The organism is Thalassolituus alkanivorans (assembly GCF_020447205.1).
In the GTDB taxonomy this organism is placed as follows: domain Bacteria; phylum Pseudomonadota; class Gammaproteobacteria; order Pseudomonadales; family Oceanobacteraceae; genus Venatoribacter; species Venatoribacter alkanivorans.
The window spans coordinates 85070-105817 of the sequence record NZ_JAJAEL010000035.1 but is presented as its reverse complement, the minus strand read 5'-3'; the positions used below and the strand labels follow the sequence as shown (position 1 = coordinate 105817).

Genomic DNA, 20748 nt, shown 5'->3' with positions numbered 1-20748 from the left:
TTAATCCTGTCATTCTGTTTGTCGCCTGCCTTGTCTTAGCATGGGTGAATCGCATGTCAGGGCCTGTCGACACTATTTAAACAGGCCCTGATAAACGCCCGCGCAGACAACAATGATGCGCACAACAAGAACAACAGGGTAAAGCACTATGCACACTATGAGCTATGACGCCTTCGTCAGCGGTTTTTCTGTCGATTCTCTCAAACAGCAGTTCTGTGCTGACTTCGACCAAGGTCTTAATGTCTGCACCGAAATCTGCGACCGCCATGCCGGAGATCCAACCCGGGTTGCCCTGCGTTACGAGCGCATTGATGGCTCAACCGGCGAAATTACCTTTGCCGAGCTGCAGCAGCGTGCGGCGCGCTTTGCCTGTTTTCTTAAAGCTCAGGGCATTGGCCCCGGCGACCGTGTGGCTTGTCTGTTGCCACGAACCCCCGAATTACTCATTTGTGTGCTCGGTACTCTGAAAGCCGGTGCAGTATATCAGCCATTGTTTACCGCGTTTGGTTCCGGCGCAATCGAATACCGTCTTGAACAGGCGCAAAGTAAGCTGATTATTACCAATCCGGAACAGTGGCCCAAGCTGGCCGATGTTAAAGGCTTGCCACCCAGCATGCTGGTCGCGGATTCCGCCGATGTTGTGGCGGGTAAGCCGGATTTTCTGTTCGAAGCCGAGCTGGCCAAACAATCAGACAGCTTTGAGCCGGTTTTAATTGGTGCCGATGATCCGATGCTGCAGATGTTTACCTCCGGTACCACTGGCAAAGCCAAAGGTCTGGTGGTTCCGGCGCGGGCATTAATGGCCTTTCATATGTATATGAAATACGCCGTGGGTTTGCGTGCCGACGATAAATTCTGGAACGTTGCCGATCCGGGCTGGGCCTATGGTTTGTATTACGGCATTGTGGCGCCGCTGCAGTTGGGTGCGACCATTCATTTTAACGAAGCCGGATTTACTGCCGACAATACGTTTGAATTTTTACGTAAATACGCCATTACCAATCTGGCGGCGGCACCAACGGCGTATCGTTTATTAAAAGCCAATGATGATTTATTAAAAAACTATCCGGAGATTAATCTGCGCGTAGCCAGCAGTGCCGGCGAACCGCTGAATCCGGAAATTGTCAGCTGGGCACAGCGCATGCTGAATTGCCGTGTGTGTGATCAGTATGGCCAGACCGAAACCGGTATGACCTCGGCGAATTTCCACGAGTTTGATCATATGCACCGTGATGCCAGCATGGGATATGAGATACCCGGCTATCGTCTGGTTGCGCTTGACCCTTATGGTAAAGAAGTGGCGCCCGGTGAAACCGGCGAGCTGGCGGTGGATATGGATAACTCGCCGCTGTTCTTTTTTCAGGGTTATATGGGCGATGCGAAAAAACCTTATAAAGGTCAGTATTATCTGACTGGCGATGTGGTCGTCAGCAATGGCGATGGTTCACATTCTTACACTGGCCGCGATGACGATATTATTGCCTCCGCCGGTTACCGTATCGGCCCGGCCGAAGTTGAAAGTGCATTGCTTGAACATCCGGCAGTGATTGAAAGCGCGGTCGTGGGTAAACCCGATGCCGAGCGTGGTGCCATTGTTAAAGCCTATGTGGTGTTGCGCCCGGAATATTTCAGCGATGAGGCGCTGGCGAAAGAATTACAGCAGCATGTGCGTAAATGCCTGTCGACCCATTCCTTCCCGCGTGAGATTGAATTTGTTGCTGAACTGCCGAAAACCTCCAGCGGAAAAATTCAGCGTTTTATGTTGCGTAAGCAGGCCGAGGATGAGGCTAAACAGCCTGTTGTGGGTTAAGGGTTCTGAGCCGGGGCTCCGGCTCCCTGCGATGCTGTTAAGTAGCCGCTGCAGCGGCTACTCAGCCAAACCCTGCATTGGCTTTGAATCAATCGCTAAACCCAGTCCGAGCAGCGGCTGCTATTACTTATCCTGCTTCATGTTCTGCTTCTTTTCCGCAATATCACAGCCACTAATCTCACAGGCCTCACACCGCTGCTGGCCGGTCAGCCAGCCGGAAATCCGGTAACGGTTGCGCGCAAACCACAGGTAAACCTGATCGGCGAGCAAGCGGATAACCGGCCAGCGCAGGGGCGCGATCCAATAGCCCTTGCCGACCAGTTGCCAGGCGCGGTGAGTAACATCAAGGCCGCGCAGCCATTCACCGTTGTCCTGCACGGCCAGCAAGATGCTGCTGGCTTCTGCTTTATTAACCTGCGGCCAGTGTTCGCTGAAGTCCTCACTTTGGATATCGACCAGTTGCATATTCTGCGCACGATCTAGCTGGGTCAGGTGACGCATTTCGCGTACACAAAGCGGGCAGTGGCCATCGTAAAACAGAGTGAGTTTGGGCATCGGGTTCTCCGTTCTTCAGGGCTTAAGTTGAATCGATGTTAATGGAAAAGGGCTGTGGCTTCTGCTGTTTTTTGTCAGTAACAACCTGTACATATATGCGCCTGATGCCGCCTGCGGGTGTTTTTAATCGATGTGTCCGATACACTCAACGCTCTCTGTGCTGTCAGGACGATAGAATCACTATGAAAGGAATGGCTCTTCTTATTATGCTGCCGCTGTGGGTATCGCAGGTGATGGCCGAATCCGGCTGTGTTTTCACGGCGTGGGATCAGTTTCAGGGTACGGCATTGTTGCATCACAGTGAGCAGAACGCTTATCTGTTTACCGCTAATGAGATCAGGGTTGATGCCGATGGTGCGCCCAATGCCTATCACCCGGATGATGTCAGCCTGCACTGTACACAGGGCGAAGGCTTTAAAGGACTGGATTGTCCGGTTAATGGGGGTTATCCAAAATACAGCTGGTGGCGTTCGGCCATTGTCGCCGACCCGGATAATCCGGCGCAGGCTTATGTGCAGCCAGAAGGCACTTTTAAAGGCTTTTTAGTTTCGCGTACATCCCTGCAGGATGAACAGAAAGCGGTGACCGATCCGCAGCGTTATGTCGACTCCCGCTCGGTGCCGTATCTGGTATTTCCCGGTGATTTTTATAAAAAGAAAGGCACCGGAGCATTAGGCGATTTTGGGTATGCGCTGAATCTGAGTAATGGGAAATCGTCACCTTTTATTATTGCGGATATTGGCCCGGCCAGAGCGACGCTGGGGGAAATGTCGATTGCGCTTGCCAGTGCCCTGGGCGGCGATAACCCGAATCCAAGAACCGGCGCCGGTACGCCTTCCGGCACCGTGGTTTATATGATTTTCCCGCGCAGTAACAAAACACCCGACTGGCCTTTGAGTCAGCAGACTATGAACGATACCGTTAATACTCTGCTGAACAGTGCCGGTGGCGAAGTGATGTTAAAAACCTGTGCTGGAAGCCTGCAATAAAAGCCTGAAGAAGCGGTCAGGCTGTTTATTCTTTACTGTCGCGCCATCAGCAATTGTGGATAACGCACCGGGTTATAACGGCTGCACAGCAGCAAGGCGGCAGCATACATAATGGCCAGAGCCAGCCAGGCTGAGCTGAAATTACCCAGCTGATCGCGCACACTTCCCATTATTAACGGCGTAATTGCTGCGAGGCTGTAGCCGTATCCCTGCACTTTGCTGATTAATGAACCCGCCTGTTGAGCATCCGGGTGATGATCCATAGTAACGATCATAATCATCCGAAATTGTCCGCCAATACCCAGTCCCAGCAGCGTCAGTGGGATAAGCACTATGGGCATTGATGCCAGGGTGAATGCTGCAGAAGGCAACGGCACTGCACCTGTCAGCGGAAAATACGCCAGCCAGATAAAACCACCGATGGATAATATCAGCACGCTGAATAATACCCGGCGGCGGTCGGGGCTGCCTGCAGCCCAGGCCGGAAAGAGTAATCCGGCAATCACTTCCACTGCGGTCAGATAACCCAGCATTAATCCGGATTCTGTGTTGCTGTAGCCGAGGTCAATCAGAAACGGCGGCAACCAGGCCAGTACGCATACATAGCCCGCGGCTGCCATGCTGAAGGTCGCCACTAATGACATAAGCCGGTAACGGTTGAAGCTCTGGGCAGCCGGGCGTGCAGAGAGTACTTCAGCGTCTGTTGCTGACTGTGGTTCAGCGGACGTTGCCGCAGGCTGAATTTGTGTCCGTGCAGTCCATCGTATCCAGGCCACGAATGCTGCAACCGCCAGCACCGCCCAGAAAGCCAGAGCGGCACGCCAGCTGGCCAGCGACTTAATCACAATCGGCAGTGTTGCCTGAATAACGGCAATACCGGAGCCGGCCAGTAATGCGGTCAGCAGTAATAGTGCGGCATTCAGGCTACCGGCCTCGATCAGACGCAGCAGGTTTGCGAGCAGTAACAAGGCTAAAGCGCCCTGAATTAAGTGCGCCAGGCTGATATGGCGGCGCAGCCATAAGGTAACAAAGCAGCCAATACCCATCGCCAGTACCGGCAGCAGGGTCAGCCAGGCAACACCGCTGAAGCTCAGCCCGGTATCCTGTTGCAGCAGCGTTACAACCGGGCCGATGGCCGCCAGTGCCGGGCGCAGATTCAGGCCGACCAGAACGCAGATAATAATCAGACTGAGCGCTGAGGTTTGTTGTGTGGGTGGTAGTTCCGCGGATGTTGCGGGGGCCTGTATCGGGACAGCCTGAGCCGGAGATATGACGGTCTGTGACATAAATAGTCTTCTCAATAATGAAACCGGCGGCTACCATAAAACCTCAACTTAACTTGAGGTCAAGCGTTATGCCGCAGCCGGTTGCCGCCGACAAAACCGCATTGAGCGTGGGGGAAATTGCCCGGCGCTGTGATATCCCGGTATCCACCGTGCATTTTTATGAAGCAGAAGGGCTGATCCGCAGCTGGCGTAATAACGGCAATCATCGCCGTTACAGCCGCCATGTTTTGCGCCGTATTGCGGTTATTAAGGTGGCGCAGCGCACCGGCATCAGCCTGCGCGAAATTAAACAGGCGCTGGCGGTATTACCCGCAGACAGCGCCCCGACTGCCGCACAATGGCAGGCCATGTCACGTCAGTGGCAGGCGTTACTGCAACAGAAAATAGCTGACCTGAATTTATTACAGCAGCAGCTCGACAGCTGCATTGGTTGCGGTTGTTTATCGTTAGCGGATTGCCCGTTGCGTAATCCGGGGGATTGCCGGGCGGAAGATTATTCCCGGCCTTGCTGAGATGCGGTAACAGCAGAACCACCACAGTTCAGCTTGTGCTGTTGCTGCTGAGCGCGGTATTGCTCGAGTTGCTGTAACTGCAACTCGCTGTAACCGCTTGCCGGTTTGAGTTGATCATCCAGCGCCTTCTGCACATGCTATTCACCCAGAGCAGTGCTGATTTCTGTCAGGCGAATGACTGGCGGTTTAGTTGTGCGTTCCGTATCCAAAGCCAGATAAATAATGTCACCGGCGTTCAGTGTCAGTGTTTTTTGCAAGGGTTGTTGTGTGCTGCTGATATGCAGGCTGTATTGCCCGGCGGCGCGGCGCCAGCAGGTAAAATTTTCGCGGCCATTAAAGGTATAGGCTGCGCTGTCAGGTTCGGAAGGTAACAGGCTGGCGCGAATGCCTTCGCTGGCACCGCAGCAACGTTTTACAAAACGCTCCAGCAATACGATGGTGCCCTGGCTCTGATCTGCATGAATACGTTGCTGTACCGGGAAATGATTTGCGGTTGCTTCATCAACGGCATTGCCATGGCCAATAATCATGGCGCAGCCTGAGGATAAAAGCAGAACTGAAGCGCAGGCCAGCGGCGGAGAGCATGACCGCTGTATTGACCCGGTTCAGCCCTGTGAGAAATTACGGCCATATCGGTCTCCGCTCTGTTTTTTCTGATCCTGTCATTATGTTTGCCCGAAGCAAAATGTTTTATGGCGCAATTCTGCTTGCATAGGGGCTGTATTTTTATGCCAGCGCAGGTCGGTGGGAGTGCAAAAAAATGGCCTTTATATTCGCTGTAAAGGCCACTTAAAAATAAAACAGAGTGCGGTAACGCTGGTTCAGTACAGGGGGGCCAGCTGTCCGCTTTCGCGCATTTGCCGCTCTTCGCGCTTGCGGAAATGCCGGGCTTTTTCTTCGCCCAGCAGCGCACTGCGCAGTTCATAACGGCGCTGTACCGGATCGGCAACGGCATCCAGCTCATGCAGCCCGATTAAGCGGTTAAGCTCATCCGCGGCATCACTGCTCAGGGCGCTTAACGGCTGACCATGCTGGCTGGCAAATTGTTGCTGCTGTTGTTCATACCAGGCCAAACGGTCTTTTAATGGCAGGTTTTTGGCCTGTGTTAAAAAATCCTGAAAGCGTTGATTAAAACGCATGCCATCGCGCTGGGCGCCGAAGACTTCCCGGCTTATATCGGTACCGTAAAGTGCATCCTGTGTGGCCCAGTATTGTTCAAAAAATTGCAGCGGATTATCGAAATCGCTCAATGGTGAGCGTTGCTGGAATTGTTTCAGCGGTTGTGGGTTTTCCCGGCTGAGCGAAATAAAGCGGCTGGCCTGCTTCAGGGTTAAGCCCTGACTTTCCGCCAGAGATAACAGCAACTGCTGTTCACAGAGTTGCTGAATGTCGCTGTCGTCAGTGTTGCGTTCAAAGGCACGGCTGAGTTGTTGTTGGCAGCGTTGCTGCAAACGCTCAAGCCCGGCATTGGGGTCGGCCTGCCATTCGCTTTCGCGCCAGTGCAGGGTATTCAGTGATTGGGTCAGCTGTTGAGCGGCGGCCTGCTGGGCGCCGCGCAGTAAACTCTGGTGCAGGCGTTCACGCAATGAAGCCGGGGCGTCGGCCAGAGTGTGCTCTGGCGCAGCATCAGACTGTGGGTCAGTAACAAGGGATACAGAATCACCGCCGACCTGAGTCAGCGGTGTCCGCCATTGCAGCAACAGCACAGTGAAGCCAGTGGCGAGTGCTGCAAGCAGCACCAGCCGGATAATAGTTAAACGCTGCATATTACGGCTGGCAGAGATCGATTTCGGTCAGGCTGCCGTAATGATCGCTGTGGGTGTAATAGGCGAGGTAACGCTGGCCATCCTGACCGCGCCATTCCGGTGCCCAGACGCTGGTATTGACGCGGGTAACGCCGCAGCCGGTAGCCGGAGCGCCGATGTTCCAGTTGGCTGCATCAAATACCAGGGTGTAGTCGAACCAGGCGTAATCGTCGGTTGCTAGACCGTTCGGACCGGTGTCTTCACAGCAGGCATCTTTTGGCCAGTAGGTATATTGCAGGCCATCGCGTACTTCGGTGTTCTGATTACGTACTAATGCCATCTGATCCCACAGGCTGCCCTGGGTGATGTTCTGTACCGCGGCGGGGTTCTGCAGGTCGGTGTTAAAGTCGCCACCGAAAATAACGGCCGCTGGCGGGAATTGTGCGGCGTTGGCGTCGATCTTACCTTTAATCCAGTTAATGGCTTCATTCATCTGGCCACGGCGGGCGTTGTCGTCGCTGCTGTTGCCGCCCAGATGCTGCGCGCTGCCGTAGACAAGGTGGGTGTTGAATACATAAATGTACTGGCCATTTTTTTCGACAATGGCACCGATCACGCCTTTGCCTTTTACGCCATCAATACCGCTGGTGGCGTTGTATTTGTGGTATCCCAGTTTTTTTGCATAACCGTGGCGCGAGAAAATCATCAGTCCCGGACAGTCGTCTTCGATATCACTGCCGTTGCAATAGTTGCTGCCACCGCCGTAGGTGTCTTCAAAACCGCGTGCGGCAAAATCATCCACCGGGCCGTCTTCGTACATATCGTCGTAGTCCCAGGCTTCCTGCAGCATAATAACGTCGGCACATTCAGTGACCTTGCCCAGTGACTGTTCCATTTCATCACCGAAGTCGTACACAAAGCCCACATTGTGGAAAATGTTGTAGGTGACGGCGGTAAAGTCGGCGCTGTTATCACAGGCCGGATTGGTTACCCAGGTGGTGGTGAAGTTGGTGTCGAAGTATTCCAGCTCGGAAACCTCGTTGTACCACTGCAGCGGATGGGTAGAGTAGTGGTTGTTCATGCTCGGGGTGGAGGAGCTGGCCAGAACCTGAGTGGTCAGGACCGGGGTCAGCGCAAGCAGCGCTAAAGCAACGGCTTTCATGGAATTATCCTTTGGTGGTGAGCTGTTTTTATTGTGATGTCGATTCTGCACGATGGAACCAGTTTGGCAATTCACTGGCACGCAATGCCGCAGCAATCAGGCATAATCAGCACAGATTGGCGCGCAGGGTGGCAAATGACGACAGCGCATTTGGCCCGATGGCCTAAGTAACAACAGGACTGAACATGATGTATTCCGATGACAACACGATGAAAGGCCGGTACAGCTGCGGTACCGCAACGAGCTGTATGGGCTTTCTGCTTTTACTGCTGGGTATGCCGGTACAGGCCTGGCAGCCTCAGGGGTATGCCGCGCTGGCGCTGGGGCTGAGTACCCAGAGCATTCCGGAAGAGCGCAGTGACGATGGTGAGTCTGACACCCTGCTCACCGATCTGGTGTATGCCAGAGGCGGCATCGAATGGATTCCGGGTGTCAGCACCGGTCTGGGTTTATGGTTGTGGGGCGATAAAAACATTAACGAGAATGCCGAAAGCCCACAATTCGACGGTATCAGTGCCGGTTGGGATGTTACCCTGCGTTTGCCACTGGCCAATGGCGTTGGCCCCTGGGTGCGTTATGGCCGTCATTGCTGGAGTACGGCGGTGAGTGGTGTTCTGGAGCCCTGGTCAGACGATGGCTGCTCTACCATGCGCAGTGCCGGATTTAATTTCCCGCTGCCCAATCAGCATGATGTGGTGTTATTCGCCGAATATTCCACCACTGAATTCAGCGATATTGATGCCGACAGTATTATTGCCGGCGTGCGTGCGCATTTTTAACTGATGTTTATGTCTGCATCTGATGAGGTTTTATGTTTGAGTTTTCGTTAATACAGCTGGCTTTATCGGCGCTGGCGTTATCATCGGCTGCTGCAGCTGTGTCCTGGTTTTATCAGCATGCACAGATACAGAAAATCCAGCAGCAGCTGGAGCAGGAACAACTGCAGTGGCAGCAGAGCGAGCAGCAGTGGTTGCAGAAAGAACAGCAATATCAGCAGCAGAATACTCAGCTGAGCCAGAGTCTGGATGCGCAGCAACAGAAGCTGGAACAGGTTCAGCAGGAATTGCAGCAGCAGAATGTCGCCCAGGCACGCTGGCAGGAGCGCAGCGAAAATCTGCAGCAGCAGGCACAACAGCTGGAACAGCAGCGTCAGGAGCAAAATCTGCAGCAACAGCAATTGCAGCAGCAGCTGAATCAGTTGCAGCAGCAACTGGCCACCGAGCAGGAAGCACGCACACAACAGCAGCGCAGCGCTGAAGAAAAGTTAGCCTTGCTGGAGCAGAATAAAGAACAGCTGCTGAAAGAGTTTGAGCACCTGTCGCATAAAATTTTCGAACAGAAACAGCAGCAGTTCAGCGAGCAAAGCCAGAAAGGCCTGGATTCTTTACTGACGCCTTTTAAAGATCAGCTCGAAGGTTTGCGCAAAAAAGTCGATGACGTTTATGTGAATGACGTTAAAGACCGCACCGAGCTGAAAACCCAGATCGAAAATCTGCACAAACTCAATCAGCAGATTACCGCCGAGGCCCACGCATTAACCACCGCATTACGCGGTGAGAAAAAAATGCAGGGTAACTGGGGCGAAATGGTACTGGAAACCGTGCTTGAACGTTCCGGCTTACGCAAAGGGGAAGAATACCAGCGCGAGCAGAGCCATCAGAATGATGAAGGCAAGACCTATCGGCCGGATGTGATTATTAATTTACCGGAAAAGAAACACATCATTGTCGACTCCAAAGTCTCGCTCAATGCCTATACCGATTATGTTAACGCCGAAAGCGATATTGAGCGCGATGCTGCCGCGCGCCGCCATGTGGATGCTATCCGTAATCATATCCGCAGCCTGAGCGATAAAGCCTATCAACAATTACAGGGGCTGCATTCACCGGATTTTGTTTTCCTGTTTATGCCGGTAGAGCCGGCTTTTATGCTGGCATTCCAGCAGGATGAAGCCTTATTTAACGAAGCCTTTGAACGCCGTATTGTGGTGGTCACACCAACCACCTTGCTGGCGACCCTGCGCACGGTGGCCAGTATCTGGGCTGTGGAACGGCGCAGTAAGAGCACCGAAAAACTCGCTGACCAGGCGGCTAAGGTGTATGAAAAACTGGTGATCGTGGTGGAGAAATTCGAGAAGGTCGGCAGCCAGCTTGGCACCGTACAGAAGAGTTACGACGATGCCTGGAACTCAATGAAAAGCGGCCGTGGTAACCTGCTCAGTCAGAGCGAGAAGTTTTTACAGCTGGGCGTGCGGGCGAAAAAAGAACTGTCGCGCGATCTGGCCGAAGAAGCACTGGAACAGGATGGCCAGTTATTACTGGATGAGGTGTCGGAACCGGATTGAGTTTTCTGGCGCCGGAAGTAGGTAAAAAAAGCACCGCAGAGCGGTGCTTTTTTATTCTTTCTTATCAGAAAGCTACGGTAACGTTTACCCGGCCACTGACAGTTAAGCCGCTGGTATCTACCAGGCTCAGCACGTTGTACAGCTCTGTGGTGTCGCCGTCTTGCAGACGAACGAACAGGTTGCTGTAAGTAATGTACATAGCATTGTCAGCGGTGCCGCTGTTATTGCCGTTGAAGTTTACCGGATTGGTAATAAAGTTTGGCTGCAGAGTCAGAGTCAGACCGTCGGCAGACAGAGTAACCGTTACTTCACTGCCCTGGCTGTTGGTATCCAACACCGCTGTCGTGGCGTTGGTCAGTGCAGCGCTGGCAAATGATTCATTCACGATGCTGACCGGACGGCTCAGTTTCAGAGTCAGAGTACCATTGCTGTTAATGGCGTTGTCGTCTTCGTTAGACGCCTGAGCAACGTACAGACCGTCGTTGTTGCCTGGTACGATATCGACCATCGCTACGCGCTGGTGGATAGTGCTGGTACCAATATTCACGTTAACGGCAGTAGGCTGACCCAGTTCAATACCTTTGTAGCTCATTGGCAGAATCTGTACCTGATAACGGCCACCCAGAACCAGAGCGTCGCCGGAGAATACAGCGTTACCTTCAACATCGGTTGTGGCAGTGATTGCACCCTGGAAACCATTGTTAGGGGCAATAACATTAATGCTGTCGGCAGTCAGGGTATTACCATTGGTATTTGGTTGCAGCTGAACGGCTGCTCCTTCAATCTTTTCACCATTGTAGGTAACGGTCACTGTCATATCCGCAGCGCTTACGCCCAGCGGGTACAGATAAAAATTACCCATGCGCCATGCATTTTTATCCTGCAGGTTGTTTGTATCAGCGTTGAAATCAACGGAAGCAATGACCGGCTGGTAACCCGTTGCTGTGGCTTCCATACGGAAAGTCACATTGTTTTCAGTTGAGGTCGGAATATCCTGAATGAAATAGTCACCAGCGTATTCTTTGTTCAGTTTCGCTGTACGGTATTTATCTCCCTGGACCAGCAGCACTTTCAGAGACTCGTTGCTGATTCGTGCACCGGTAACGGCATCAAATACCGTGCCCTGCAGATGGGTGGTAATGTTGTGATAATTCTGCGGAACTGCAGCATCCTGATTTTCATCGCCGCCACAGGCGATCAGGCCAGATGCCAGCACGCTCAGGCCGGCGGTTTTCAGCATTACATTCATGCGATTCTCCGTAGTGTTGTAATAACGACAGGGAACCGGGTGGCTGTCAGAGTTCGTCTGAGTGGTTGCCTTTTGGCTTCCCTGTCGGGTCCTTTTAGGACGGCGGCACCTTAAGTAGCGGCCAGACCGGAGTCAAAAGCTGTTCGGTCGCCTTTACTGATTATTTAATAGTTTTATCAGTAAATAGTATGGGGTCGCTGGGTATTATCAGACTCGGGCGGCCTTACAGGCGCGAATGGCGGCCAGTGCTGGCCGCTCCGGTGTCCATCCGTTAGAATGCGCCCCCTGCACAGAATCTGGTCAGTTTGCCATGTCCGACTTCGATCAACAGCCCGATACCATCTTTAATACCCCACAGCAGAAGGTCGCCAGTTTTACCTTCGACAGTGCGGTCGCGCGTGTCTTTCCGGACATGATCAAACGCTCCGTGCCGGGCTATGCCGAAACCGTGGCAATGTCCGGCATTATTGCCGGCCGTTATGCGCAGCCGGGTTCCAGTCTGTACGATCTGGGCTGTTCGCTGGGGGCGGTTACCCTGGCGATGCGCCATGGTGTACAGGCGGCGGGTGAACGCGCCGAGGGCTGCCGGATTATCGGTCTGGATAATTCGGCCTCGATGATTGAGCGTGCCGAGCATTATGTGGCGCTGGATGAAGGTCAGGTGCCGGTTACCATGGCCTGTGCCGATATTCTTGAATACCCGCTGGAAAATGCTTCGGTCACGGCGCTGAATTTTGTGCTGCAGTTTATTGCCCCCGAGCAGCGCCTGACCTTGCTGAGCAGAATTGCCGATGCGACCCTGCCGGGCGGGGCGCTGATTCTGTCGGAGAAACTCTGCTTCGGTGCCGAAGAGCAGTTGCTGCAGGACGAACTGCATCTCGACTTTAAACGCGCCAATGGTTATTCCGATCTGGAAATTGCCCAGAAACGCAGCGCGATTGAAAACGTACTGATTCCGGAAACGGAACAGACGCATATTGAGCGTCTTAAAGCGGCCGGCTTCCGTCAGGTTATCCGCTGGTATCAGTGTTTTAATTTTGTGTCCTTTTTAGCGGTTAAATAATGACAGAGCGTGACGATATTCTGCACTGGTTTGATGATGTTCTGGCCTTTATGCGCGAAGGTAAGCTGGCGCCCTGGGCTGAGGTTTTACCGCGTCAGCTGGAACTGGTGCTGCAGGAAAAAGAACACGGCGATCAGCAGCGCTGGTTACATGCCCTGCAGCAGCTACCGGTTATTGAGCAGGTTCAGGCTGATTTAAATCGCCATGATATTGCCCTCAGCAGCGATGCCATTACTAGCGCTCAGCAGGAACAATTACAGCAGGCGCTGGAAGGGCTGATTCCCTGGCGTAAAGGGCCGTTTCAGTTTTTTGGCACACACATCGATACCGAATGGCGCTCCGACTGGAAGTGGGACCGGGTGGCTCCGCATCTGGCGCCGCTGGATGGCCGAGTGGTACTGGATGTTGGCTGTGGTTCCGGTTACCACATCTGGCGCATGCTGGGTGCCGGTGCTTACCGTGTGATTGGTGTTGATCCGTCACGTTTATTCCTGATGCAGTTTCAGGCGTATAAACGCTATCTTCAGGCCACGGGGCACAGTGCCCGCGCCGATTTATTACCGCTGAAAATGGAAGATGTGCCGGGCAATTTAAAAGCCTTTGATACGGTGTTCTCAATGGGTGTGCTGTATCACCGCAAATCGCCGGTGGATCATCTGCAGGAATTAAAAGACGCACTGCGTCCCGGCGGTGAGCTGGTGCTGGAGACGCTGGTGATCGATGGCGCTCTGGGCGAAGTATTAATGCCGGAAGATCGTTACGCCATGATGCGCAATGTATGGTTTATTCCCAGCACCGAAACCCTGCTGCTCTGGTGTCGCCGCGTCGGCTTTAAAAACGCAAGGGTGGTGGATCTGAACCAGACCTCGCTGGATGAGCAGCGCACCACCGACTGGATGCATTTCAACTCGCTGGCGGATTTTCTCGATCCGCAAGACCGCAATAAAACCGCTGAAGGTTATCCGGCACCATTACGGGCGGTGATTATTGCCGAAGCCTGATCTTTACTGAGAAGCCAATAAATAGTGTAATCAGCATTGTTTTGAAAAATCCCGGCAATAGCCGGGATTTTTATATTTTGTACCGTCTTTCTGATGCCGGGCAGGGAATGCAGCGGTCATTCAGCCGCCATGCAGCGGTCATACCGAGACGAGTGCTTATTCTGCCCCATTTTGTCCGTGCAGTTCCTGAGCTGCCGGCGGCACAACGATAAAAGGATTATTTATCATGTTATTGCTATTAAAAGACCTGTTCTGGCGCGACCAGTTCAGCGGCGAAAAAACCGCTGTTCTTGACGGACGCATCGACCGTGACCGCTATATGCTGGCGTTTTTTATTCTGTTCGCGATACAGGGTGCATTGCATGCCGGTGGCGCTTATGTCTTCCCGGATTCTGGTTATGCGTTTAACGGTCCTTATTCCGACTACGTTGAGCTGATGTGGGTTTTCTTCTCCATTAATATTCTGGTTGATCCGCTGTGGCTGGTGCTGAGTGTCATTCTGGCCTGCCGTATGTTTGGTCGCTGGCTGATGGTGCCGGTTGGCTTGCTGAATTACGGTTTGCTGTCGATGGTGCCTTATATGTCGAATATCAACATGAACAGCTCGCCATCAGGAGTGATGATGTTCTCCATTATGGGGATCAGCGCAGGCTGGTTGCTGTTTCATATTTATGTGCTGTTCCGCCCGGCACTGAGCGTCAGCCAGCCACAGCATCCGTTGCTGCGTATGAATCCGCGCTATGCGGCTGAAGAGCAGCTCAACAGTATTCAGTTTTTCTGGCGCTGTACGGTGCTGGGTGTGGTGGCAGCGCTGCTGCTGATTGCGGGAGCTGTGTCGCTGTTTGGTTACAGCAATGGTTATGGTTATTCGTCGTCACGTCAGGAACAGCTGCTGGTCTGGTTTGCTCTGGTGCTGATTGTGAGTGTGATTGTTGCGTTCTGGTTTCTGGTTCAGCGCCTGCGCAATATGGGCTGGAATCCGCTGAAGACGGTATTGCTGGCCATGCTGTTACCGGGTTTATTCTTTGGTCTGCAGCTGTTTTTCTACTTCAACGATTACTACGACAACCCGATACTGCTGGCGGTCTTCTACCTGTTGCTGCCCTGGGTACGCTTGGCGCTGGCGGTGTTTAACAGCTTTATCATCGTCTTACCGGCGCCAGAAAATGCCAGCCCGGCATATGCCGGAACGGATACCGGAGCTGACGCCGGGCCTGAAGGTGATGTGCAGCAACCGGTTGCCGGATAAATGGCCTTGTTTCACAAAATTGTCATGGATGAAACGCGCTGCGGGGTTGAAATGTATGCCTTTCAGCGTAGTATTGAGCGCTATGAATACTGATTCCCGCGTACTGAACATGCTCTCTGCCCATGCTGCTTCTGCAGCAGGCAGCGCTGTATCTGCTGTTCAGAACGTTAATTATTGGTGGTTTGGTTATGGCTATTTTAGCCAGGAGCCGGGCCGCGCTTAATTTGCATCATGCAGTTAAGGCAGTCCGGTGAGAACCGACTGCCACCGGAAAACCCCGATTGGCAGTCCGCCTTTCGGGGTTTTTTGTTATTGGCTTGGCAGAATTAAGGAATATGTCATGAAAGTTCAGTCCGCTGTTTGTTTGTTGCATCAGTACCGCCGATTTAGTCGCGGCCGCTATTGGCCGCACTTCTGATTCGCAGGAAATACGCTGACAAATACATTGAGGACTGCACCATGAACGTACAAACACAGAGCAAGCAACCAACAGAAACACAAACCGCCGATCATCAGGCAAGCAATGACCCGGCGGTGCGTCCGCTGCGTACACCGCGCCAGCTCAAGGCTGACCTGCCGCTTAACGAAGCGCTGGCATTGCAGATTGACCAGCAGCGTCAGCAGATCCGCGATCTGCTCAACGGCAACGATGACCGTCTGCTGATCGTCACCGGCCCCTGTTCCATTCACGATGAAGCGGCGGTACTGGATTACGGCCGCCGCCTGGCCGCGCTGAACGAGCAGCTGAGCGACCGCCTGCTGATTGTGTTGCGCGCCTACGTGGAAAAACCCCGTACCAGCATCGGCTGGAAAGGGCTGGCCTACGATCCGGAGCGTAACGGCAAAGGCGATATGGCGCTGGGGCTGGAACGCTCGCGCGGCATTATGCTGCAACTGGCAGAGCTGGGGTTGCCGCTGGCCACCGAAGCACTGAATCCGCTGGTGATGCGCTACCTCGATGATCTGGTGAGCTGGACCGCCATCGGTGCGCGCACCGCCGAATCGCAGACCCACCGTGAAATGGTCAGCCATCTGCCAATGCCTGTCGGCATTAAAAACAGCACCGATGGTTCGGCCGTCAATGCCGTGAATGCGATGATTTCTGCGCGTCACAGCCACCATACGCTGGGCGTGGATGTGGATGGCCAGATGGCCATGCTCGACACCCCGGGAAACCCGGACACGCATCTGGTACTGCGCGGCGGCCGTGGCATTACCAATTACGACGCCAGCTCAATTGCGTCTGCTCTGGCGGAGCTGGAAAAAGGCAACTGCCACGCCAAAGTGCTGGTGGATTGCAGTCACGATAATGCCTGCAAGCAGCATGAGCGTCAGGTGGCGATTGCGCAGGAAGTGGTGGCTCAGCGGGCTGCAGGCAACCGCGGTATTTTGGGTTTAATGCTGGAAAGTTTCATTCACGCCGGACGTCAGAACGATGAAGGCGAGCTGCAGTACGGCCAGTCGATTACCGATGCCTGTATCGGCTGGGATGAAACCGAAAGCTTACTGCGCGGATTGCACGCTGCACTTTAAGGCTGCAACTCAGTGTGCCGTAATCCGTTATAAAACGGCCGCTTGCGGCCGTGGTCTTGGTCAGCGGAAAGGGTACACTTGAGGCTATCTGTTCATCCGCAAGGGGAGCCTCATGACTGAAACAACTTACATCCCGCCTAAAGTCTGGCAATGGCAGGCGGGTAATGGCGGTAAATTCGCCAATATTAACCGTCCGGTTGCCGGCCCGACTCACGACAAAGAATTGCCGGTCGGCAAGCACCCGTTGCAGTTGTATTCACTGGCGACGCCGAACGGTGTGAAAGTAACTATTTTGCTGGAAGAGCTGCTGGCCGCCGGAATCAGCGCCGCTGAATATGACGCCTGGCTGATTAATATTATGGAAGGCGATCAGTTTGGCTCAGGTTTTGTTGCGGTTAACCCTAATTCCAAAATTCCGGCGCTGATGGATCACAGTGTTAATCCACCGCAGCGTTTATTTGAATCGGGCTCCATCCTGATGTATCTGGCAGAAAAATTTAATGCCTTTATTCCGGCGGATGCCGCAGGCCGTGCTGAATGTTTTAACTGGTTATTCTGGCAGATGGGCAGTGCGCCGATTTTAGGTGGTGGCTTTGGTCATTTTTATGCGTACGCGCCGGAAAAATATCAGTATCCGATTGACCGCTATACCATGGAAATCAAGCGCCAGCTCGACGTATTAAACCGTCATCTGGCCGACAAAGAGTTTATCTGTGGCGACGAATACAGTATCGCTGATATGGCCATCTGGCCCTGGTATGGCGTGCTGGTGCGTGGCGGCTTATACGACGCGGCGGAATTTATAGAAGCACACACCTACACCCATGTTCTGCGCTGGGCCAATACCATTGCTGAGCGTCCGGCTGTGCAGCGTGGCCGTATGGTTAACCGTACCTGGGGTGAGCCGCACGAACAGTTGCATGAACGGCATGATGCCAGTGACTTTTTGCTTAAAACTGCGGACAAGGTATAAGCCAACGTCTGAGTTTTGAACGAAAAAGGTCCGTCAATGACGGGCCTTTTTTATTGTGTATGCCTTATTTCTGGGCTGGTTGCGGTGCACTGTTGTACGCCTGAGTTCCCCAGAGGGGCACAGTTGATAGACTGTGCTTAAAACTGCCGGATGTTTCTTTGGTGGCATAAGACAGATACATCAGGGTCTGGCTTTCGGCGTCGTAAATACGGCGGATTTTCATATTTTTAAAGAAAATACTTTTTGATTTTTTAAACACCACATCGCCGGATTTACTTTTATCGATCTGGGCAATCATCGCGGCGGTGATTTCGCCGGTCTGACGGCAGGAAATGGCACTGTCGCTGGGGTCTGAGAAGCTTAAATCGGCTTCAATGGATGCAACATGGCAGGTAACGCCGGGAACCAGCGGGTCGGTCATAACATTCAGTTTGATGTCTTTGAGGGTAAATAAACCCAGTGAAACATCGCCAACTTCATCATTGCTGCAGGCACTGAGCAGGCCAGCCAGGCAGACGGCTGCAAGGGTCAGGGCCGTTTTAGGTTGTTTCATGAAAGTACTCCGATGGTCAGATAATCAGTTGCGGTTACCCACTTACAGTCTGCGGGCGGGTGTGGTTCAGGCGTGCGGCTGCCGGGTTTTGCGCAGGCTGACATAGCGGATAGTCAATGCCAGCGCACCGCTAAGATACAGTGCGGCGAGTGTCCATTTTAAGGTGGCGCTGAAACCGGCAATCATAACCCAGGGATCGCTGGGGGTACTGAGCAGGTTAAACCAGGGTTCATGAATGCTGTTTTCAACAACATCCAGAACCGACATCAGCACGGCAGGCCACAGCAGCAGATTCCAGCGTGCGGATAATGCATTCAGATCAAGCAGCCAGCTGGTCAGGGATAGTGCCAGCAATCCGTACCATAGCGGGTGCATATGGTCATAGGCGAAGTGTTGCTGCAGGGCATTTAACTGAGCATCGCTGATGCTGTGCAGCAGCGCGGTAAATGCATCTGCCTGATAGCAGAACTGAAAACGGAACAGTAAGGCCTCGGCACCACCCTGTTGCAGAGTATGGGCAATCATACTTTGGGAAACGATATAAATAACCGCCATTGCAATAACAATCAGCGGGTGAGCCAGCCAGCGGCGTACGGCATTCATAGTACAGTTCCTTGTGTGTTATCTGTTGTCCAGCCTGCCACAGTTCTGCACGTTGTAAAACTGCGGGGTTATGCTCTGTTATCGGTAGCGCTTTACCCGGTGCGGCGCTGCATGAAGGATTCCCGGGGGCTTTTCTTTCAGGCTGTGATCTGGCTCGCACTGATGATAAGAAAAGCAGATTCTGCGTTGCAGCTTGTTGCTGACTGTCTCATCATACCGGGCATTTAATTATAGAGTCAGGGAATACCTATGCCGGCTTCATCGAACATCCGCAGTAAAGGCGGAGAATCCACCGAGAAAAGTAAATCCGGAAAAAGCGTCGGTATGATGCTGTTTGGTTTTATTTTTTTTGCAGCAGGCTTTGCCGTTGCCGCTTTTACTGTGGGCAGTAATCTGCTGCGTTATTACGAAACAGAAGACTGGGCCCGCGTACCGGCCACTATTACCAGCCTGGATTTGCGTACACATCACGGTGATGACAGCGTGACCTGGAGTGTAGAAGCGCACTATCAATACCAGTTTAATGGCCGCACCTATTACAGCGACAGCGTGGCCTTAACCGGTGGCTCTGACAATATCGGCGATTTCTGGCAGGTGCTTTATTCGCGGCTTAAATCGGAGCAGCAGCGTAATCAGGTGCATGCCTATGTTAATCCTGCCGACCCGCAGGAGGCCTATCTCGACCGAACCCTGCGTATGGGGCTGATGGTGTTTGGTGGCATTTTCGGTGCGGTATTTATGGCAGTGGGCGGCGCCGTTATGTTTATGGGCGGCCGCAGCAGCAATGTCAGCGATCAGGCAGATCGTGCGCGTGAAGGAATTCCCAGTGACCAGCGCGGCAGTTATAAAATTCTGCTGTTTATTGGCTGTCTGTTTGTCCTGATATCTGCGCCACTGTTGTTCATTATTGTTGATGCCCTGCAGGATGGTGAGCCGGAGGTTTTGCTTGGGCTGATTTTCCCGCTGGTTGGAAGCGGTGCAATTTATGCCGCGCTGCGTATGCGTAAGCGCTATCTGCAGATTGGTCAGACTCTTTTTTATCCTGATCCTTTACCCGGAAATGCCGGCGGACAGGTGGGTGGATATTTTCATCTGGCCAGCGGTGAGTGGGTTACGTCACCACAGGTGCGGTTAACCTGTGTGCATATCTACAGCACCGGTAGCGGCAAAGAGAGTAAGACCCATCACGATGTTATATGGCAGAGCAAAGGCCGTGCGCACTGTGAGCCGAATAACAGTGGCTGTAATGTGCATGCCCTGTTTGATGTTCCGGCTGATTTACCGGGCAGTGGCTCACCGTCTGGTTACCGGGGGCGTATTCAGTGGAATCTTCATTGTGACGGTATTGTCAGTGTGCCGGTTGCAGCGGCACGTAATCCGCGGGTGGATAACAGCCGGGCGATGCGCGACAGCAATCGTTTGCAGGTTGAGTTCGAACGCAGCTGGAGCATTCCGGTAGAAAAAGGTCAGCAGACATCATCATTTCAGATGCCGGCAGAAGAGCAGGAAGCCTGGAATCAACAGCAGCGGGAAGACGCGCACACCAGCGCCGCTGCGCAGATTGCTATGACAGCCGCAGGCAGCGGCCTGCACCTTGAGAGTGTTGCCGGACGGCATACCGGTATGGCGCTTGGGCTTTTGGTATTCGGCCTGATATTTGATTGTGTCGGCGTCTTTCTGTTCTTTATGGCGGCACAGGGTGAACTGATGCTGTGGCTGATGGCTCCGGTATTTTTGCTGGTCGGCCTGCTGGTCACCTGGCTGGGTGTATTCTGGTTGGGGCGTGGCCTGGAAGCCGATGTTGAGCCGGGCAGAGTGCGTGTGGTGCGGCGTTTATTCGGTATCGCCTTATATCAGCGCAGTGCAGAGATTAATGCCGCCAGCCCGCTGACTCTGGATATGGGGATGTCGTCCAGCAATCAGAACGGTATCAGCACCGAGTATTTTTCTCTGCAGGTTGAAGCCGGCGGTAAAAAAATCAAACTGGCCGAAGGCATTGAAGGACGTGAAGCCGCCGAAGCATTAAAAGAGAAAGTCAGGGCAGTGCTGACCCGTGAACTGGACAGTGAGCTGATCTGAAGGCAGAAATATACGATTGGTTTATGCTGAATAACAGATAAA

20 protein-coding genes are annotated in these 20748 nt (G+C 53.2%); 11 read left to right on the top strand and 9 right to left on the bottom strand.

Translation table 11 applies throughout. The annotated features are described in order from the left end of the window. Positions 1 to 148 precede the first annotated feature (148 nt). Positions 149 to 1810 carry an AMP-binding protein gene (locus tag LGT44_RS10925; RefSeq protein WP_230331512.1) on the top strand — a complete coding sequence of 554 codons (1662 nt, stop codon included), beginning with the start codon at positions 149 to 151 and terminating at the stop codon, positions 1808 to 1810. A 123-nt stretch (positions 1811 to 1933) separates the two neighbouring features. On the opposite strand, the gene LGT44_RS10920 is transcribed toward LGT44_RS10925, so the two are convergent. Further along, on the bottom strand, positions 1934 to 2365 hold the full coding sequence (locus tag LGT44_RS10920; RefSeq protein WP_230331513.1) for a thiol-disulfide oxidoreductase DCC family protein: 432 nt from the start codon (positions 2363 to 2365) through the stop codon (positions 1934 to 1936). Between the two features lie 182 nt (positions 2366 to 2547). Between LGT44_RS10920 and LGT44_RS10915 the strand changes: the two genes are divergently transcribed. Beyond that, positions 2548 to 3354 (top strand): glycoside hydrolase family 75 protein, encoded by an 807-nt coding sequence (locus tag LGT44_RS10915; RefSeq protein WP_230331514.1) that lies wholly within the window; start codon positions 2548 to 2550, stop codon positions 3352 to 3354. A 32-nt stretch (positions 3355 to 3386) separates the two neighbouring features. Here the strand turns inward: LGT44_RS10915 and LGT44_RS10910 are convergent, their stop codons facing one another. Further along, complete coding sequence (locus LGT44_RS10910) at positions 3387 to 4640, bottom strand: MFS transporter (protein ID WP_230331515.1); 1254 nt, start codon at positions 4638 to 4640, stop codon at positions 3387 to 3389. Positions 4641 to 4708: 68 nt separating this feature from the next. Between LGT44_RS10910 and soxR the strand changes: the two genes are divergently transcribed. Continuing rightward, a complete protein-coding gene (gene soxR, locus LGT44_RS10905; RefSeq protein WP_230331516.1) occupies positions 4709 to 5152 on the top strand; it encodes a redox-sensitive transcriptional activator SoxR in 444 nt (147 codons plus the stop codon). Here soxR and LGT44_RS10900 read toward each other — a convergent pair. The 4 genes from LGT44_RS10900 to LGT44_RS10885 form a co-directional block, all read right to left on the bottom strand. Continuing rightward, complete coding sequence (locus tag LGT44_RS10900; RefSeq protein ID WP_230331517.1) at positions 5134 to 5286, bottom strand: hypothetical protein; 153 nt, start codon at positions 5284 to 5286, stop codon at positions 5134 to 5136. The genes soxR and LGT44_RS10900 overlap by 19 nt on opposite strands. Before the next feature lie 3 nt (positions 5287 to 5289). Then, complete coding sequence (locus LGT44_RS10895; RefSeq protein ID WP_230331518.1) at positions 5290 to 5682, bottom strand: hypothetical protein; 393 nt, start codon at positions 5680 to 5682, stop codon at positions 5290 to 5292. Positions 5683 to 5973: 291 nt separating this feature from the next. Further along, the gene (locus tag LGT44_RS10890) at positions 5974 to 6918 is read right to left on the bottom strand and encodes a hypothetical protein (protein ID WP_230331519.1); all 945 of its coding nucleotides are present in this window, start codon (positions 6916 to 6918) and stop codon (positions 5974 to 5976) included. 1 nt (position 6919) lies between these two features. Further along, positions 6920 to 8059 (bottom strand): exonuclease/endonuclease/phosphatase family protein, encoded by a 1140-nt coding sequence (locus LGT44_RS10885; RefSeq protein ID WP_230331520.1) that lies wholly within the window; start codon positions 8057 to 8059, stop codon positions 6920 to 6922. 185 nt (positions 8060 to 8244) lie between these two features. Here LGT44_RS10885 and LGT44_RS10880 point away from each other — a divergent pair, with 185 nt between their 5' ends. Beyond that, the gene (locus LGT44_RS10880) at positions 8245 to 8838 is read left to right on the top strand and encodes a hypothetical protein (protein WP_230331521.1); all 594 of its coding nucleotides are present in this window, start codon (positions 8245 to 8247) and stop codon (positions 8836 to 8838) included. A 32-nt stretch (positions 8839 to 8870) separates the two neighbouring features. Next, the gene (locus LGT44_RS10875; RefSeq protein WP_230331522.1) at positions 8871 to 10403 is read left to right on the top strand and encodes a DNA recombination protein RmuC; all 1533 of its coding nucleotides are present in this window, start codon (positions 8871 to 8873) and stop codon (positions 10401 to 10403) included. 64 nt (positions 10404 to 10467) lie between these two features. Here the strand turns inward: LGT44_RS10875 and LGT44_RS10870 are convergent, their stop codons facing one another. After that, positions 10468 to 11652 carry a hypothetical protein gene (locus LGT44_RS10870; RefSeq protein ID WP_230331523.1) on the bottom strand — a complete coding sequence of 395 codons (1185 nt, stop codon included), beginning with the start codon at positions 11650 to 11652 and terminating at the stop codon, positions 10468 to 10470. A gap of 310 nt (positions 11653 to 11962) precedes the next feature. Between LGT44_RS10870 and cmoA the strand changes: the two genes are divergently transcribed. The 5 genes from cmoA (at position 11963) to yghU (ending at position 17471) form a co-directional block, all read left to right on the top strand. Next, entirely contained in the window at positions 11963 to 12715 is a 753-nt protein-coding gene (cmoA, locus tag LGT44_RS10865) for a carboxy-S-adenosyl-L-methionine synthase CmoA (RefSeq protein ID WP_230331524.1), read from the top strand. Continuing rightward, on the top strand, positions 12715 to 13716 hold the full coding sequence (cmoB, locus tag LGT44_RS10860) for a tRNA 5-methoxyuridine(34)/uridine 5-oxyacetic acid(34) synthase CmoB (protein ID WP_230331525.1): 1002 nt from the start codon (positions 12715 to 12717) through the stop codon (positions 13714 to 13716). The genes cmoA and cmoB overlap by 1 nt, the downstream gene beginning before the upstream one ends. Positions 13717 to 13942: 226 nt before the next feature. Further along, positions 13943 to 14965 (top strand): hypothetical protein, encoded by a 1023-nt coding sequence (locus LGT44_RS10855; RefSeq protein WP_230331526.1) that lies wholly within the window; start codon positions 13943 to 13945, stop codon positions 14963 to 14965. 459 nt (positions 14966 to 15424) lie between these two features. Beyond that, a complete protein-coding gene (locus LGT44_RS10850; protein WP_230331527.1) occupies positions 15425 to 16498 on the top strand; it encodes a 3-deoxy-7-phosphoheptulonate synthase in 1074 nt (357 codons plus the stop codon). Positions 16499 to 16610: 112 nt separating this feature from the next. Then, on the top strand, positions 16611 to 17471 hold the full coding sequence (gene yghU, locus LGT44_RS10845) for a glutathione-dependent disulfide-bond oxidoreductase (RefSeq protein ID WP_230331528.1): 861 nt from the start codon (positions 16611 to 16613) through the stop codon (positions 17469 to 17471). 64 nt (positions 17472 to 17535) lie between these two features. Here the strand turns inward: yghU and LGT44_RS10840 are convergent, their stop codons facing one another. Then, positions 17536 to 18024 carry a CreA family protein gene (locus tag LGT44_RS10840; protein ID WP_230331529.1) on the bottom strand — a complete coding sequence of 163 codons (489 nt, stop codon included), beginning with the start codon at positions 18022 to 18024 and terminating at the stop codon, positions 17536 to 17538. Between the two features lie 66 nt (positions 18025 to 18090). After that, the gene (locus tag LGT44_RS10835) at positions 18091 to 18627 is read right to left on the bottom strand and encodes a hypothetical protein (protein ID WP_230331530.1); all 537 of its coding nucleotides are present in this window, start codon (positions 18625 to 18627) and stop codon (positions 18091 to 18093) included. Positions 18628 to 18876: 249 nt separating this feature from the next. Here LGT44_RS10835 and LGT44_RS10830 point away from each other — a divergent pair, with 249 nt between their 5' ends. Further along, positions 18877 to 20706, top strand: coding sequence for a DUF3592 domain-containing protein (locus tag LGT44_RS10830; protein WP_230331531.1), 1830 nt, complete (start codon positions 18877 to 18879; stop codon positions 20704 to 20706). Positions 20707 to 20748 lie beyond the last annotated feature (42 nt).

What these genes read in the sequence shown, in the direction of transcription:
- LGT44_RS10925 (WP_230331512.1), top strand. Translation starts at nt 149, where the DNA reads ATGCACACTATGAGCTATGACGCCTTCGTCAGCGGTTTTTCTGTCGAT.
- LGT44_RS10920 (WP_230331513.1), bottom strand. Translation starts at nt 2,365, where the DNA reads ATGCCCAAACTCACTCTGTTTTACGATGGCCACTGCCCGCTTTGTGTA.
- LGT44_RS10915 (WP_230331514.1), top strand. Translation starts at nt 2,548, where the DNA reads ATGAAAGGAATGGCTCTTCTTATTATGCTGCCGCTGTGGGTATCGCAG.
- LGT44_RS10910 (WP_230331515.1), bottom strand. Translation starts at nt 4,640, where the DNA reads ATGTCACAGACCGTCATATCTCCGGCTCAGGCTGTCCCGATACAGGCC.
- soxR (WP_230331516.1), top strand. Translation starts at nt 4,709, where the DNA reads ATGCCGCAGCCGGTTGCCGCCGACAAAACCGCATTGAGCGTGGGGGAA.
- LGT44_RS10895 (WP_230331518.1), bottom strand. Translation starts at nt 5,682, where the DNA reads ATGATTATTGGCCATGGCAATGCCGTTGATGAAGCAACCGCAAATCAT.
- LGT44_RS10890 (WP_230331519.1), bottom strand. Translation starts at nt 6,918, where the DNA reads ATGCAGCGTTTAACTATTATCCGGCTGGTGCTGCTTGCAGCACTCGCC.
- LGT44_RS10885 (WP_230331520.1), bottom strand. Translation starts at nt 8,059, where the DNA reads ATGAAAGCCGTTGCTTTAGCGCTGCTTGCGCTGACCCCGGTCCTGACC.
- LGT44_RS10880 (WP_230331521.1), top strand. Translation starts at nt 8,245, where the DNA reads ATGATGTATTCCGATGACAACACGATGAAAGGCCGGTACAGCTGCGGT.
- LGT44_RS10875 (WP_230331522.1), top strand. Translation starts at nt 8,871, where the DNA reads ATGTTTGAGTTTTCGTTAATACAGCTGGCTTTATCGGCGCTGGCGTTA.
- LGT44_RS10870 (WP_230331523.1), bottom strand. Translation starts at nt 11,652, where the DNA reads ATGAATGTAATGCTGAAAACCGCCGGCCTGAGCGTGCTGGCATCTGGC.
- cmoA (WP_230331524.1), top strand. Translation starts at nt 11,963, where the DNA reads ATGTCCGACTTCGATCAACAGCCCGATACCATCTTTAATACCCCACAG.
- cmoB (WP_230331525.1), top strand. Translation starts at nt 12,715, where the DNA reads ATGACAGAGCGTGACGATATTCTGCACTGGTTTGATGATGTTCTGGCC.
- LGT44_RS10855 (WP_230331526.1), top strand. Translation starts at nt 13,943, where the DNA reads ATGTTATTGCTATTAAAAGACCTGTTCTGGCGCGACCAGTTCAGCGGC.
- LGT44_RS10850 (WP_230331527.1), top strand. Translation starts at nt 15,425, where the DNA reads ATGAACGTACAAACACAGAGCAAGCAACCAACAGAAACACAAACCGCC.
- yghU (WP_230331528.1), top strand. Translation starts at nt 16,611, where the DNA reads ATGACTGAAACAACTTACATCCCGCCTAAAGTCTGGCAATGGCAGGCG.
- LGT44_RS10840 (WP_230331529.1), bottom strand. Translation starts at nt 18,024, where the DNA reads ATGAAACAACCTAAAACGGCCCTGACCCTTGCAGCCGTCTGCCTGGCT.
- LGT44_RS10835 (WP_230331530.1), bottom strand. Translation starts at nt 18,627, where the DNA reads ATGAATGCCGTACGCCGCTGGCTGGCTCACCCGCTGATTGTTATTGCA.
- LGT44_RS10830 (WP_230331531.1), top strand. Translation starts at nt 18,877, where the DNA reads ATGCCGGCTTCATCGAACATCCGCAGTAAAGGCGGAGAATCCACCGAG.